Source organism: Pseudomonas sp. RC10, assembly GCF_038397775.1.
Classification (GTDB): Bacteria; Pseudomonadota; Gammaproteobacteria; order Pseudomonadales; family Pseudomonadaceae; genus Aquipseudomonas; species Aquipseudomonas bambusae.
Window position 1 is genome coordinate 162,635 of the sequence record NZ_CP151650.1, and the last position, 13,920, is coordinate 176,554.

The window sequence follows — 13,920 nt, forward strand, 5'->3', positions numbered from 1 at the left end:
CTCCAAGCTGACGCGTGACTTACTCGACAGTGACAGATTTCGCCAAATTCCGCGGCTGATCCACGTCGGTGCCCTTCAACACCGCGACGTAGTACGACAGCAGTTGCAGCGGGATGGTGTAGAGGATCGGGGCCAAGGCATCGACGATGTGTGGCATTGAGATGACGTGGGTGCCTTCGCCGTTGTTCAGGCCGGCTTGTTCGTCGGCGAAGACGATCAGCTCGCCGCCACGGGCCCGGACCTCCTGGAGGTTGGATTTCAGCTTTTCCAGCAGCTCGTTGTTCGGGGCGACCGTGACGACGGGCATGTCGCTGTCGACCAGGGCCAGCGGGCCGTGTTTCAGCTCGCCTGCGGGATAGGCTTCGGCGTGGATGTAGGAAATCTCTTTGAGTTTCAGCGCACCTTCCATCGCCACCGGGAATTGCGCGCCACGGCCAAGGAACAGGGTGTGGTTCTTCTCCGCGAACAGCTCGGCCACTTTCTCCACGGTGCTGTCCATGGCCAGCGCTTCGCCCAAACGGGTCGGCAAGCGACGGAGCTCCTCAACCAATTCGGCTTCCACGCCGTCTTCAAGCGTGCCTTTGATCTGACCCAACGAAAGGGTCAGCAGCATCAGCGCCACCAGTTGCGTGGTGAATGCCTTCGTCGACGCCACGCCAATCTCCGGACCTGCCTGAGTCAGCAGGGTCAGGTCTGATTCCCGCACCAGCGAACTGATGCTGACGTTGCAGATGGCCAGGCTGGCGAGAAAGCCCAGCTCTTTCGCGTTGCGCAGTGCAGCAAGCGTGTCAGCAGTCTCGCCTGATTGCGAGATCGAGACGAACAGCGTGTCCGGCTGAACCACGACCTTGCGGTAGCGGAATTCGCTGGCCACTTCGACCTGACACGGAATGCCCGCCAGCCCTTCGAGCCAGTAACGCGCGACCATTCCCGCGTGATAGCTCGTGCCGCAGGCAACGATTTGCACGTTGCGCACTTTAGCGAACAGCTCGGCGGCTTGTGGGCCGAAGGCCTGGACCAGCACCTGGCCGTGGCCGAGGCGGTTCTCCAAAGTGCGCTGCACGACTTTTGGCTGCTCGTGGATTTCCTTGAGCATGAAGTGGCGGAACTCGCCCTTGTCCGCCGCTTCTGCGCCTTCACGGTACTGGACCACTTCGCGCTCGACCGGCTGGCCATCGGCGGTCCAGATCTGGACGCTGTCTCGGCGGATTTCAGCGATGTCGCCTTCTTCCAGGTACATGAAACGGTCGGTTACCTGGCGCAGCGCCAGTTGGTCCGATGCCAGGAAATTTTCCCCAAGGCCCAGGCCCACCACCAGCGGGCTGCCACTGCGGGCAGCGATCAAACGATCCGGTTGCTTGGCGCTGATCACGGCCAGACCGTATGCACCGTGCAGTTCTTTGACGGTGGCTTTCAGGGCAGCGGCCAAATCTGGTGTGTCCTGCAACTTGTGGTGCAGCAAATGGACGATGACTTCTGTGTCAGTGTCGGAGGTGAACAGGTAGCCCAGACCTTTCAGGCGCTCGCGCAGTGGCTCGTGGTTTTCGATGATGCCGTTGTGGACGACAGCCAGCTCGCCACTGGAAAAATGGGGGTGGGCGTTGTGTTCCAGCGGCGCACCGTGGGTGGCCCAACGTGTGTGGGCGATGCCCAGACGGCCTGCCAACGGTTCGCCCGCCAGCGATTGCTCAAGCTCATTGACCTTGCCCACACGACGACGGCGCTCAAGCACACCAGCGTTGCTAAACAGCGCGACACCGGCGCTGTCGTAGCCGCGGTATTCAAGGCGCTTGAGGCCCTCCAGCAGGATGGCTGTGACATTACGTTCAGCGACGGCGCCGACGATTCCACACATGGTCTTCTCCTAGGAAACAGCGGCGCAGATCAATGTCACGCCGCGAGCCTGAATTTGGTCGCGAGCCTCTTGGGGCAGGCGATCATCGGTAATGAGGGTGTGGACACTGCTCCATGGCAGCTCCAGATTGGGAATCTTGCGACCGACTTTGTCGGCCTCGACCATCACGATCACTTCCCGGGCGACTTCCGCCATGACGCGGCTCAAGCCCAGCAATTCGTTGAATGTCGTTGTACCGCGCTGTAAATCGATACCATCCGCACCGATAAACAGTTGATCGAAATCGTAGGATCGGAGCACCTGTTCGGCGACTTGACCCTGAAAGGACTCGGAGTGAGGGTCCCAGGTGCCGCCGGTCATCAACAGCACCGGCTCATGCTCCAGCTCACCCAAGGCGTTGGCCACGTGCAGGGAGTTGGTCATGACCACCAGGCCGGGTTGCTGGCCGAGTTCCGGGATCATCGCGGCGGTGGTGCTGCCGCTGTCGATGATGATGCGCGCGTGTTCACGAATGCGCGTAACCGCCGCGCGAGCGATGGCCTGTTTGTGGCGAGACACCGGCTGGCCGGGTTCGCCGATCAGCTCTTGGGGCATCGGCACGGCGCCGCCGTAGCGACGCAACAACAGACCGTTGCTTTCAAGCGCTGCCAAATCTTTACGAACCGTAACTTCGGACGTTTCGAAACGCTTCGCCAGCGCGTCCACACTCACTTCGCCCTGCTCATTCAACAACGCGAGAATATTGTGGCGACGCTGAGGTGTATTGCGTTTCGACATGGCTGACCTTAAGTTTCGTTTCGAAAGATAACGGCCGCAATAGAAACCTATCGAAAGATTCTCGTCAAGAGGCGGCTGTGAAATGAGCGGCTCAACTCGCAGCCGGTGCATACGAATCGCAAGCAGGGTGGCACATGAGGACTGAATCCGGCCTGAACGCCGTCATGGACGTTCAAGCCGGCTTCGACTGTGGATAACTCAGCTCTTTTTGGTTTTTACTGGACGCTTCCACCCATCGATGTTGCGCTGACGCGAACGCGCGACTGCTAATTGCTCGGCAGCCACGTTCTGATTAATGGTGGAACCGGCAGCCGTCGTAGCGCCGGATGAGATATCCACAGGCGCGACCAGTGAGTTGTTGGAACCAATGAACACGTCTTCGCCCAGGACCGTCTTGTGCTTGTTGGCGCCGTCGTAGTTGCAGGTGATCGTCCCAGCGCCAATATTGGTACGCGCGCCGATAATAGCGTCACCCAGATAAGTCAGATGGCCCGCCTTGGCGCCCTCCCCCATCTCGGCATTCTTCAACTCGACAAAGTTACCCACATGGGCGCGAGGACCCAGCACGCTGCCAGGACGCAGACGCGCGAACGGGCCTGCGTCGGCCGCTTCACCCACGATGGCGCCTTCAAGGTGGCTGTTGGCCTTGATGATGGCGCCTTTGCGCAGGGTGCTGTCCTTGATCACGCAGTTCGGACCTATGGACACGTCGTCCTCAATCACGACACGGCCTTCGAGGATCACGTTCACGTCGATCAGCACGTCGCGGCCCACGGTGACGTCGCCTCGCACATCAAATCGCGCAGGATCACGCAGCGTCACGCCGAGGCCCATCAGTCGGCGGCCTTCACACATCTGATAGTGGCGTTCCAGCTCCGCGAGTTGTTTGCGGTCGTTGGCGCCTTGCACTTCCATCGCGTCCAGCGGCTGCGCCGTCGCCACGGTCAGACCATCGTTCACCGCCATGGCGATAACGTCGGTGAGGTAGTACTCGCCCTGTGCATTGTTGTTCGACAGACGACCAAGCCAGTCCGCGAGACGTTTGCCCGGCACCGCCAGAATGCCGGTATTCCCTTCCTTGATAGCCTTCTGTGCCTCGGTGGCGTCTTTGTGCTCGACGATGGCGCTGACACGGTTATCGGCGTCGCGGACGATGCGGCCGTAGCCGGTGGGGTCATTCAGATTGACTGTCAGCAGGCCAAGCTGTTGGTCATTCACAAGGGTCAAGAGGCGTTGCAGTGTTTCCACCTCGATCAACGGCACGTCGCCGTAGAGGATCAGCACGGTGTCAGCACTCAGTACAGGTACGGCCTGCGCTACGGCATGGCCGGTGCCCAGTTGCTTGTCCTGCAGCACAAAGCTCAGGTCGTCAGCGGCAAGACGCTCCCGTACCAGATCCGCGCCATGGCCAATCACGACTTGAATGCTCTGCGGAGAAAGCTGGCGGGCGCTGTGGATAACATGGCCAAGCATGGAGTTGCCGGCGACCGGGTGCAGCACCTTGGGCAGCGCCGAACGCATGCGAGTGCCCTGACCTGCGGCGAGAATGACGATATCGAGAGACATGAAGGGATTCCAGGCGGACTAGCCTCAGCCTTGGCCGGGCAGGTGGTTCAGGAGAAAGAGCCGAAAAAAGAAAAAGGGTAGCCGAGGCTACCCTTTTACTCAATCGCGCATGAGAGCCGCCGACCTTAGCCGCCGAACTTCTTGCGAATTTGCTGAACGGTACGCAGCTGGGCTGCGGCTTCCGCCAGACGTGCAGCAGCAGATCCGTAGTCGAAATCTGCGCCTTTTTCATTCAGGGCTTTCTCGGCAGCCTTGACGGCTTCCTGAGCAGAGGCTTCGTCCAGGTCGGCAGCGCGTTGCACAGTATCGGCAAGCACTTTGACCATGTTCGGTTGAACCTCAAGGAAACCACCGGAGATGTAAAACACCTCGGCTTCTCCACCCTGCTTGATCAGACGGATAGGACCTGGCTTCAGATCAGTGATCAGCGGCGCGTGACCTGGAGCAATACCGATATCACCCAGGTTACCGTGTGCAATCACCATCTCGACCAGACCGGAGAAAATCTCCCCTTCCGCGCTGACGATATCGCAATGGACTGTCATAGCCATTTGCTTGCCTCAACCTGATTAGCGCCCGTTGCCGGGCGCCTGGATTACAGTTTCTTGGCTTTCTCGATCGCTTCTTCGATGCCGCCGACCATGTAGAACGCTTGTTCTGGCAGATGGTCGTACTCACCGGCGAGGATGCCTTTGAAGCCAGCAATGGTGTCTTTCAGGGAAACGTATTTACCCGAAGCACCGGTGAAGACTTCAGCCACGAAGAACGGCTGCGACAGGAAGCGCTGAATCTTACGAGCGCGGGATACCAACTGCTTGTCGGTTTCCGACAGCTCGTCCATACCCAGGATCGCGATGATGTCTTTCAGCTCTTTGTAGCGCTGCAGAACATACTGGACGCCGCGAGCGGTGTCGTAATGGTCCTGGCCGATAACGTTCGGGTCCAGCTGGCGCGAAGTCGAGTCCAGTGGGTCAACCGCCGGGTAGATACCCAGGGAAGCGATGTCACGGGACAGAACGACGGTGGCGTCTAAGTGGGCGAAAGTGGTCGCTGGCGACGGGTCGGTCAAGTCGTCCGCTGGTACGTATACCGCCTGGATCGAGGTGATCGAACCTTCTTTGGTCGAAGTGATGCGCTCTTGCAGCACGCCCATCTCTTCAGCCAAGGTCGGTTGGTAACCTACTGCGGAAGGCATACGGCCCAGCAGTGCGGATACTTCGGTACCGGCCAGTGTGTAACGGTAGATGTTGTCGACGAACAGCAGAACGTCGTTACCTTCGTCACGGAACTTCTCGGCCATGGTCAGGCCGGTCAGAGCAACGCGCAGACGGTTTCCCGGCGGCTCGTTCATCTGGCCGTATACCAGGGCTACTTTGTCCAGAACGTTGGAGTCCTTCATCTCGTGGTAGAAGTCGTTACCCTCACGAGTACGCTCACCCACACCAGCGAACACGGAATAACCGCTGTGCTCGATGGCGATGTTACGGATCAGTTCCATCATGTTTACGGTCTTGCCGACACCGGCACCACCGAACAGACCGACTTTACCGCCCTTGGCGAACGGGCAAACCAGGTCGATAACCTTGATGCCGGTTTCCAACAGGTCGTTGCCGCCTGCCTGATCAGCGAACGAAGGCGCTGGGCGGTGAATGCCCCAACGCTCGTCGGCGTCGATCGGGCCCGCTTCGTCGATCGGGTTACCCAGGACGTCCATGATACGGCCCAGGGTACCTTTACCAACCGGTACGGAGATGGCTGCGCCGCTGTCGATAACGTCCAGACCGCGCTTCAAGCCTTCGGTAGAACCCATCGCAATGGTACGAACCACGCCGTCGCCCAGCTGCTGCTGAACTTCCAGAGTGGTTTCCGCGCCTTGTACTTTCAGCGCGTTGTAGATGCTCGGTACGCTGTCGCGTGGAAATTCCACGTCGATCACGGCGCCGATGATTTGAACGATACGTCCGCTACTCATTAGCTGGATCCTCTGAATATTTGAACCGTTAAACCGCGGCAGCGCCGCCGACGATTTCCGAGATCTCTTGGGTGATCGCTGCCTGACGCGCCTTGTTGTAGATCAGCTGCAAATCGCTGATCAGGTCGCCGGCGTTGTCAGTAGCGTTCTTCATCGCGATCATCCGCGCGGCTTGTTCAGCTGCGTTGTTCTCGACCACCGCCTGGTAAACCTGCGACTCCACGTAACGGACCATCAAGCCGTCCAGCAGCTCTTTGGCGTCGGGTTCGTACAGGTAATCCCAGTGGTGCTTGAGTTCTTGATCCTGGGTGGCGACCAACGGAATCAACTGCTCGACCGTTGGTTGCTGAGTCATGGTGTTGATGAACTTGTTGGATACCACGGACAGGCGGTCAATACGGCCCTCCAGGTAGGCATCCAGCATCACCTTGACGCTGCCGATCAAATCGTTGATCGACGGCTCTTCGCCCAAGTGGCTGATCGCAGCGACGACGTTACCGCCGAAGTTGCGGAAAAACGCCGCACCTTTGCTGCCGACCACGCACAGATCGATCTCTACGCCGTTTTCACGGTTCTTCGCCATGTCCTTGACCAAAGCCTTGAACAGGTTGGTATTCAAGCCACCACACAGACCACGGTCACTGCTTACCACGATATAACCGACGCGCTTGACTTCACGGTCGATCATGAACGGGTGGCGGTATTCCGGGTTAGCGTTGGCAAGATGACCAATCACCTGGCGGATGCGCTCCGCGTAAGGACGGCTAGCAGCCATGCGCATTTGAGCCTTGCGCATTTTGCTGACCGCCACTTTTTCCATGGCGCTGGTGATCTTTTGCGTGCTTTTGATGCTCGCAATCTTGCTGCGAATCTCTTTTGCGCCTGCCATGTAACACCTATCAGGTTAGCAAGCGGGAGCCTCGCGGCTCCCGCTGCGGCTTACCAGGTTTGGGTGGCCTTGAACTTCTCGATACCGGCTTTCAGGCCAGAATCGATTTCGTCATTGAAGTCACCCTTCACGTTGATCTTGGCCATCAAATCGGCGTGATCGCGGTTGAAGTAAGCAATCAGCGCTTGTTCGAAGCTGCCGACTTTGGCGATTTCAACGTCGGTCAGGAACCCACGCTCAGCGGCATACAGCGACAGCGACATGTCAGCGATCGACATTGGCGCATATTGCTTCTGCTTCATCAGCTCGGTAACGCGCTGACCATGCTCAAGTTGCTTACGGGTCGCTTCGTCCAGGTCAGAAGCGAACTGGGCGAATGCCGCCAGTTCACGGTACTGAGCCAGAGCGGTACGGATACCACCGGACAGCTTCTTGATGATCTTGGTCTGAGCGGCACCACCCACACGGGATACCGAAACACCGGCGTTCACTGCCGGACGGATGCCGGAGTTGAACATGGCCGATTCCAGGAAGATCTGACCGTCGGTGATGGAAATCACGTTGGTCGGAACGAACGCGGAAACGTCGCCAGCCTGGGTTTCGATGATCGGCAATGCGGTCAGCGAACCGGTTTTGCCGGTTACTGCGCCATTGGTGAACTTCTCTACGTATTCTTCCGAAACGCGGGATGCGCGCTCCAGCAGACGGGAGTGGAGATAGAACACGTCGCCTGGATAAGCTTCACGTCCTGGTGGACGACGCAGCAACAGGGAGATCTGGCGATAAGCCACAGCCTGCTTGGACAGATCGTCATAAACGATCAGCGCGTCTTCACCACGGTCGCGGAAGAATTCGCCCATGGTGCAACCGGCATACGGAGCCAGGAATTGCAGCGCAGGGGATTCGGAAGCACTGGCAGCCACGATGATCGTGTTGGCCAGAGCGCCGTTTTCTTCCAGCTTGCGAACAACGTTGGCGATGGTCGATTGCTTCTGACCAACTGCTACGTATACGCAAAAAATGCCGCTGTCTTTCTGGTTGATGATCGCGTCGATCGCCAGAGCGGTTTTACCGATCTGACGGTCACCGATGATCAGCTCACGCTGGCCACGGCCGACAGGGATCATGGCATCGACAGCCTTGTAGCCAGTCTGTACAGGCTGGTCTACCGACTTACGCCAGATAACGCCCGGAGCAACCTTCTCGACCGCATCGGTCTCGGTGTTGTTCAGGGGGCCTTTGCCGTCGACCGGGTTACCCAGTGCGTCGACAACGCGACCCAGCAGTTCCTTACCAACCGGAACTTCCAGGATGCGGCCGGTGCACTTGGCACTCATGCCTTCAGCCAGCGATGTGTAAGCGCCCAGTACCACCGCACCCACGGAGTCTTGCTCCAGGTTCAGTGCCATACCGTAGACGCCGCCCGGGAACTCGATCATTTCGCCGTACATAGCGTCGGCCAGACCGTGAATCCGCACGATACCGTCAGACACGCTGACGACAGTGCCTTCGTTTCGGGCTTGGGAGGCTACATCGAGTTTCTCGATGCGGCCCTTGATGATTTCACTTATTTCGGAAGGATTGAGTTGCTGCATTGCTCTGCTGCCCCTTCAAACTCAAGATTTCAATGCTTCGGCTAGTTGCGCGAGTTTGCCGCGAACTGAGCCATCGATAACCAGGTCGCCGGCGCGGATGATGACACCACCTATCAGGGCAGCATCCTCCGCAGCGTGCAGGCGCACTTCCCGGCCGAGCCGTGCACTGAGAACCTTGGCGAGTTTGTCTTGCTGTTCTTGGTTCAATGCGAAAGCACTGGTGACATCCACATCTACCGATTTTTCCTGCTCGGCCTTGTATAGCTCGAACAGTTCGGAGATCTCCGGCAGAAGCTGGAGACGGTCGTTTTCAGCAACGACGTGGATGAAATTCTGTGCCTTGGCATCGAACTTGTCGCCGCACACTTCAATAAAAGTGGCGGCCTTGTCTGCGCTCGTCAGTCGCGGGGCCTTGAGCAGGCGCTGCATTGTGTCGTCTTGCGACACTGCAGCAGCCAGGCCGAGCATGGCTGACCAATTGGCCAGTTGCTGGTGGGCCTGGGCATGCTCGAAGGCTGCCTTAGCGTAAGGTCGGGCCAACGTGGTCAGTTCTGCCATGATCGCCCTCGCTTAAATTTCTGCTGCCAGTTTGTTAACCAGCTCCGCGTGCGCGTTTTGATCGATTGTGGCACCCAGGATCTTCTCTGCGCCGTTGACTGCCAGGCTGCCCAGTTGGGCGCGCAGCGCGTCTTTGACGCCATTCAGTTCCTGCTCGATCTCGGCCTGAGCCTGAGCCTTGATGCGGTCAGCATCGACACGGGCCTGTTCACGGGCTTCGTCGACAATCTGGTTACCGCGTTTCTTGGCTTGCTCAATGATTTCAGCTGCCTGAGCTTTCGCTTCGCGCAGTTGCTGACCCGCTTTATCTTGGGCCAGCTCCAGGTCGCGAGCCGCTCGTGTAGCAGCGTCCAGTCCATCCGCGATCTTCTTCTGACGTTCGTGCAAAGCCGCGATGACCGGAGGCCACACGAACTTCATGCAGAACAGCACAAAAATGAAGAACGCAACGGACTGGCCAATCAGGGTTGCATTAATGTTCACGCCAACACCTCGCTCGTTCGTTGTCCATCACACCAATCAACTCGAAAATTCGAGCGATTAGCCAGCGAGTTGACCAACGAAGGGGTTCGCAAAAGTGAAGAACAGAGCGATACCAACACCGATCATGGTTACGGCGTCGAGCAGGCCAGCCACGATGAACATTTTAACTTGCAGCATTGGAACCATTTCTGGTTGACGCGCAGCGCCTTCCAGGAATTTACCGCCCAGCAAGCCGAAACCGATTGCAGTACCCAGTGCGCCCAGGCCGATCAGCAGTGCAACAGCGATAGCAGTTAGACCAACTACAGTTTCCATCTTTCCTCCCGACTTTTACGTCGTATTGGTTAGGTTTTTTTAGATTAAAGCGGTAAAGCAAAATCGTTTTTTACATCCGCCCTTGCGGGCGCCCCCTCACCGCAATGAGGGGATCATCAGACTCGCCAGGCGAGTCTTAATGGTTATCTTCGTGAGCCATCGACAGGTAGACGATGGTCAGCATCATGAAGATGAACGCTTGCAGGGTGATGATCAGGATGTGGAATACAGCCCACGCCCACTGCAGAACCACGCCCAGACCGCTCAGCCAGAGCAAGCCGCTGCCGAACATGACCGCGATCAGGATGAACACCAGTTCACCAGCGTACATGTTGCCGAAGAGACGCAGGGCCAGAGAAACCGGTTTGGCGATCAGCGTCACGAATTCAAGCAGGAAGTTCACAGGAATCAACAGCGCCTGAACCAGAACATTCTTGCTACCGAACGGGTGAAGTGTCAGCTCGCCAATGAAACCGCCGATGCCTTTGACCTTGATGCTGTAGAAAATGATCAGTGCGAAGACCGACAGCGCCATACCGATGGTGGCGTTCGGGTCGGTGGTCGACACGGCGCGGAACGGAATGTGGTGGTCACCGGAAATCATGACGGCCAACTGTGGAATCCAGTCAACGGGTACCAGGTCGACCGCGTTCATCAGGAATACCCAGACGAATATAGTCAGTGCCAGCGGAGCGATGACCGCGCTGCGACCGTGGAAGCTGTCTTTGACGCTGCCGTCGACGAACTCGATCAGGACTTCAACGAAGTTTTGCAGTGCACCTGGTTGACCAGAAGTCGCCTTTTTGGCGGCCATGCGGAAAATCAGGACGAAAATCAGACCCAGAGCAACCGACCAGCCGAGAGTATCGAGGTGGAAAGCCCAAAAGCCCATTTCTTTTGCTTCTGCTGCGGAATGCGCGAAGCCCCAAGTGCCGTCAGGCAAATGACCGAAGGTCAAGTTCTGCAAGTGGTGCTGGATATAGCCCGAAGCTGTTTGCTCTGCCATGGTTGCCTCAAACGCCCTAAGGTCTCAAAAGTCTTGTTCTCATTAGCAGGGGTGCGAACCAACTGACCAACTGAGTCAGTATGAACACGCCGAAGACCGCCAGCGGGGCCAGCGGCTTCACTCCTGCGAAGGTCAGTGCAAAAAGCACTGCCGTGAAAATCAGTTTGCCCGCCTCGCCGGCATAGAACGACCGAACGATGGCTTGCGCTGCCCTGGCACCGGAATACCGAAATGCCTTATGAGCAAAGTACAAATTGGGCAGCCACGCTATCAGGCCTCCGCACAGCCCTGAATACCCAGCTACGACTCCATGCCACTGCCAAAGCGTCACCGCCGTCAGTAACAGGAAAATAAATTGAGCCAACAGTACCGGGAAAACAGCCAGGCGATGGAATGGCAAGCGGTTTGGCGTGCGTGTCTCCATCACATGGGCTCCTCGTATGCCAGCCGCCAAAATCAATAACTTGGCATAATTTGTGCCGACAAAATGCGCGCAGAGTATAGGGGCGGTTCAGCCCCTATTCAACTGCTGGGTAGTGATTTCCGACTACACGCTACGGACTATTTGTTTCAGCGAATGTGGGCGAGGACACCCTGCAACTCATCGAGCGAGTTATAGCGAATCACAAGCTGGCCTTTTCCCTTCTGCCCATGGCGAATCTGCACGTTAGAGCCTAGCCGCTCGGCCAGACGCTGTTCGAGCCGCGTGATATCCGGGTCGGCTTTGGCGGGAGCGGCAGGCTCTTGTTTACCACTCAACCACTGGCGCACAAGTGCCTCAGTCTGGCGCACGGTAAGACCGCGTGCGACAACATGTCGCGCCCCGTCCACCTGCCGTTCTTCCGGCAAGCCCAACAATGCACGGGCATGACCCATTTCCAGATCACCATGGGACAACATGGTCTTGATCACCTCAGGCAGCGCGATCAGACGCAGGAGGTTGGCAACGCTGACGCGCGACTTGCCCACAGCCTCGGCCACCTGCTGCTGGGTCAGTTGAAATTCCTGCTGCAGACGTTGCAGTGCAATAGCCTCTTCGATCGGATTCAGGTCTTCACGCTGAATGTTCTCGATGAGCGCCATGGCGATGGCGGCTTCATCCGGCACATCGCGCACCATCGCTGGAATGGTGTCCACGCCGGCCTGCTGACTGGCACGCCAGCGGCGTTCACCGGCAATGATCTCGTAGCGGTTATCAGCGATCGGCCGCACCACGATGGGCTGCATGACACCCTGCGCTTTGATCGAGTTGGCCAGTTCTTCCAGCGCTTGCGGGTCCATGTCCCGACGCGGCTGGTACTTGCCGCGCTGAATCAGGTCCAGTGGAATGTGTTGCAGCTCACGCTGATCAGCCTTGACGGCCTGTTCTTCCAGCGCGCTGACGGTAGGACTGCTCAGAAGTGCGTCCAACCCACGTCCGAGTCCTCGTTTCTTGACGGCCATGGGATTTCCTTAAGTGGGCTGGGCTGCGGCGCGTGACGTACCGCGACGTTGACGACGAACCATTTCGCCGGCCAGGGCCAGGTACGCCAAGGCGCCTCGGGATGTCTTGTCATAGGCCAGCGCCGGCATGCCGAAGCTCGGCGCTTCTGCCAGACGGATGTTGCGCGGGATCACCGTGTCGTAAAGCTGATCGCCGAAGTGTTCCTTCAGCTGCGCGGAAACGTCGTTGATCAGGCTGAGACGCGGGTCATACATCGTCCTCAGCAGGCCTTCGACTTTGAGCTGTGGATTCAGCAACTCGGCGATGCGCTTAATGTTATCCACAAGGTCGCTCAGACCTTCCAAAGCAAAGTATTCGCACTGCATGGGAATGATCACGCCATCGGCCGCAACCAGTGCGTTGAGCGTGAGCATCGACAATGATGGTGGGCAGTCGATGAGGATGTAATCGTAGTTTTCCCGTATCGGTCCCAGCGCGGTGCGCAAACGGGACTCTTTCATCTGCATTTCCAGCAGAACGACTTCGGCGGCGGTCAGATCACGGTTGGCCGGCAGGAGCTGATAGCCGCCGTGCTCGGAAAAATGCATCGCCTGATTCAGATCACATTCGCCGATCAGCAGATCGTAGACCGAATGTTCCAGCGCGTGCTTATCCACACCGCTGCCCATGGTGGCGTTGCCCTGTGGATCAAGGTCGATCAACAGCACCCGACGCTTGGTGGCAACCAGCGACGCTGCGAGGTTGATGCAGGTGGTGGTTTTACCCACACCCCCTTTTTGGTTCGCTATCGCGAATACCTTAGCCATTATTGCGTGTGTTCCCTGTCATGCCGTGCGGCGCAGTATCAGCAGATGCCGTTGACCTTGGCAACCGGGGACGGCCAAGGCTTGCGCGCTTTCCAGATGAAAATCTGCGGGCAATGCTACCAGTTCGTCCGCAGGATGCAGACCTTTCATCGCCAGCCAGCGTGTTTCGGTGTCGCCCATGTGCCGCGTCCACTGCGTGAAGTCTTCAAGGCTGCTGAAAGCGCGGGAGATGATCCCGGTGAACGGCACGTCTGGCTGGAAGGCTTCTGCGCGGCTGTGGATAACTTCCAGATTGTCGAGCTTCAGCTCAAGTTTGACCTGGGTAAGGAACCGGGTTTTCTTTCCGTTGCTGTCAAGGCACATGACTTTCATGTCCGGAAACAGGATCGCAAGCGGAATGCCTGGCATGCCTCCGCCGCTGCCGACGTCCAACTGGCGATTCCCTTCGATGAAAGGCACCACGCTCAAACTGTCCAGCAGATGCCGGGACACCATTTCATCAGGATCACGGACGGCGGTCAGGTTGTACGCCTTGTTCCATTTGATCAACAGCGCCAGATAACCCAGCAGCTGCGTGTGCTGGATTTCGGTCAGCTCGACGCCAAGCTCGCGGGCGCCGAGGGTCAATTCTTCTGCATGTTGCGGGGTGACCAT

15 protein-coding genes are annotated in these 13,920 nt (G+C 58.0%); all 15 read right to left on the reverse strand.

Features of this window, described 5'->3' with window-relative positions:
- Nucleotides 1-19: 19 nt before the first annotated feature.
- The 15 genes from glmS to rsmG all read right to left on the reverse strand — a co-directional run bounded on the left by glmS (nt 20) and on the right by rsmG (nt 13,920).
- Nucleotides 20-1,855 carry a glutamine--fructose-6-phosphate transaminase (isomerizing) gene (gene glmS, locus AAEO81_RS00735; protein WP_341961037.1) on the reverse strand — a complete coding sequence of 612 codons (1,836 nt, stop codon included), beginning with the start codon at nt 1,853-1,855 and terminating at the stop codon, nt 20-22.
- Nucleotides 1,856-1,864: 9 nt separating this feature from the next.
- Complete coding sequence (locus tag AAEO81_RS00740) at nt 1,865-2,632, reverse strand: DeoR family transcriptional regulator (protein ID WP_341961038.1); 768 nt, start codon at nt 2,630-2,632, stop codon at nt 1,865-1,867.
- 198 nt (nt 2,633-2,830) lie between these two features.
- The gene (glmU, locus tag AAEO81_RS00745) at nt 2,831-4,198 is read right to left on the reverse strand and encodes a bifunctional UDP-N-acetylglucosamine diphosphorylase/glucosamine-1-phosphate N-acetyltransferase GlmU (RefSeq protein ID WP_341961039.1); all 1,368 of its coding nucleotides are present in this window, start codon (nt 4,196-4,198) and stop codon (nt 2,831-2,833) included.
- Nucleotides 4,199-4,323: 125 nt separating this feature from the next.
- Nucleotides 4,324-4,749 carry a F0F1 ATP synthase subunit epsilon gene (locus tag AAEO81_RS00750; protein WP_043192055.1) on the reverse strand — a complete coding sequence of 142 codons (426 nt, stop codon included), beginning with the start codon at nt 4,747-4,749 and terminating at the stop codon, nt 4,324-4,326.
- 44 nt (nt 4,750-4,793) lie between these two features.
- Nucleotides 4,794-6,170, reverse strand: coding sequence for a F0F1 ATP synthase subunit beta (atpD, locus tag AAEO81_RS00755; RefSeq protein ID WP_341961042.1), 1,377 nt, complete (start codon nt 6,168-6,170; stop codon nt 4,794-4,796).
- A gap of 28 nt (nt 6,171-6,198) precedes the next feature.
- The gene (gene atpG / locus AAEO81_RS00760) at nt 6,199-7,059 is read right to left on the reverse strand and encodes a F0F1 ATP synthase subunit gamma (protein WP_110951681.1); all 861 of its coding nucleotides are present in this window, start codon (nt 7,057-7,059) and stop codon (nt 6,199-6,201) included.
- A gap of 50 nt (nt 7,060-7,109) precedes the next feature.
- On the reverse strand, nt 7,110-8,654 hold the full coding sequence (gene atpA / locus AAEO81_RS00765; RefSeq protein WP_108236322.1) for a F0F1 ATP synthase subunit alpha: 1,545 nt from the start codon (nt 8,652-8,654) through the stop codon (nt 7,110-7,112).
- A 21-nt stretch (nt 8,655-8,675) separates the two neighbouring features.
- The gene (locus tag AAEO81_RS00770) at nt 8,676-9,212 is read right to left on the reverse strand and encodes a F0F1 ATP synthase subunit delta (RefSeq protein WP_166593943.1); all 537 of its coding nucleotides are present in this window, start codon (nt 9,210-9,212) and stop codon (nt 8,676-8,678) included.
- 12 nt (nt 9,213-9,224) lie between these two features.
- On the reverse strand, nt 9,225-9,695 hold the full coding sequence (locus AAEO81_RS00775) for a F0F1 ATP synthase subunit B (protein WP_166593942.1): 471 nt from the start codon (nt 9,693-9,695) through the stop codon (nt 9,225-9,227).
- A gap of 57 nt (nt 9,696-9,752) precedes the next feature.
- Nucleotides 9,753-10,010 (reverse strand): F0F1 ATP synthase subunit C, encoded by a 258-nt coding sequence (gene atpE, locus AAEO81_RS00780; protein WP_002555987.1) that lies wholly within the window; start codon nt 10,008-10,010, stop codon nt 9,753-9,755.
- Nucleotides 10,011-10,146: 136 nt separating this feature from the next.
- A complete protein-coding gene (gene atpB / locus AAEO81_RS00785; RefSeq protein WP_081564624.1) occupies nt 10,147-11,016 on the reverse strand; it encodes a F0F1 ATP synthase subunit A in 870 nt (289 codons plus the stop codon).
- Between the two features lie 16 nt (nt 11,017-11,032).
- Complete coding sequence (locus AAEO81_RS00790) at nt 11,033-11,440, reverse strand: F0F1 ATP synthase subunit I (protein WP_341961070.1); 408 nt, start codon at nt 11,438-11,440, stop codon at nt 11,033-11,035.
- A gap of 146 nt (nt 11,441-11,586) precedes the next feature.
- On the reverse strand, nt 11,587-12,459 hold the full coding sequence (locus AAEO81_RS00795) for a ParB/RepB/Spo0J family partition protein (RefSeq protein WP_166593940.1): 873 nt from the start codon (nt 12,457-12,459) through the stop codon (nt 11,587-11,589).
- A gap of 9 nt (nt 12,460-12,468) precedes the next feature.
- Entirely contained in the window at nt 12,469-13,266 is a 798-nt protein-coding gene (locus AAEO81_RS00800; RefSeq protein WP_166593939.1) for a ParA family protein, read from the reverse strand.
- A gap of 18 nt (nt 13,267-13,284) precedes the next feature.
- Nucleotides 13,285-13,920, reverse strand: a complete 636-nt coding sequence (rsmG, locus tag AAEO81_RS00805; protein WP_341964661.1) for a 16S rRNA (guanine(527)-N(7))-methyltransferase RsmG — start codon at nt 13,918-13,920, stop codon at nt 13,285-13,287.

What these genes read in the sequence shown, in the direction of transcription:
- glmS (WP_341961037.1), bottom strand. Translation starts at nt 1,855, where the DNA reads ATGTGTGGAATCGTCGGCGCCGTCGCTGAACGTAATGTCACAGCCATC.
- AAEO81_RS00740 (WP_341961038.1), bottom strand. Translation starts at nt 2,632, where the DNA reads ATGTCGAAACGCAATACACCTCAGCGTCGCCACAATATTCTCGCGTTG.
- glmU (WP_341961039.1), bottom strand. Translation starts at nt 4,198, where the DNA reads ATGTCTCTCGATATCGTCATTCTCGCCGCAGGTCAGGGCACTCGCATG.
- AAEO81_RS00750 (WP_043192055.1), bottom strand. Translation starts at nt 4,749, where the DNA reads ATGGCTATGACAGTCCATTGCGATATCGTCAGCGCGGAAGGGGAGATT.
- atpD (WP_341961042.1), bottom strand. Translation starts at nt 6,170, where the DNA reads ATGAGTAGCGGACGTATCGTTCAAATCATCGGCGCCGTGATCGACGTG.
- atpG (WP_110951681.1), bottom strand. Translation starts at nt 7,059, where the DNA reads ATGGCAGGCGCAAAAGAGATTCGCAGCAAGATTGCGAGCATCAAAAGC.
- atpA (WP_108236322.1), bottom strand. Translation starts at nt 8,654, where the DNA reads ATGCAGCAACTCAATCCTTCCGAAATAAGTGAAATCATCAAGGGCCGC.
- AAEO81_RS00770 (WP_166593943.1), bottom strand. Translation starts at nt 9,212, where the DNA reads ATGGCAGAACTGACCACGTTGGCCCGACCTTACGCTAAGGCAGCCTTC.
- atpE (WP_002555987.1), bottom strand. Translation starts at nt 10,010, where the DNA reads ATGGAAACTGTAGTTGGTCTAACTGCTATCGCTGTTGCACTGCTGATC.
- atpB (WP_081564624.1), bottom strand. Translation starts at nt 11,016, where the DNA reads ATGGCAGAGCAAACAGCTTCGGGCTATATCCAGCACCACTTGCAGAAC.
- AAEO81_RS00790 (WP_341961070.1), bottom strand. Translation starts at nt 11,440, where the DNA reads ATGGAGACACGCACGCCAAACCGCTTGCCATTCCATCGCCTGGCTGTT.
- AAEO81_RS00795 (WP_166593940.1), bottom strand. Translation starts at nt 12,459, where the DNA reads ATGGCCGTCAAGAAACGAGGACTCGGACGTGGGTTGGACGCACTTCTG.
- AAEO81_RS00800 (WP_166593939.1), bottom strand. Translation starts at nt 13,266, where the DNA reads ATGGCTAAGGTATTCGCGATAGCGAACCAAAAAGGGGGTGTGGGTAAA.
- rsmG (WP_341964661.1), bottom strand. Translation starts at nt 13,920, where the DNA reads ATGGTCACCCCGCAACATGCAGAAGAATTGACCCTCGGCGCCCGCGAG.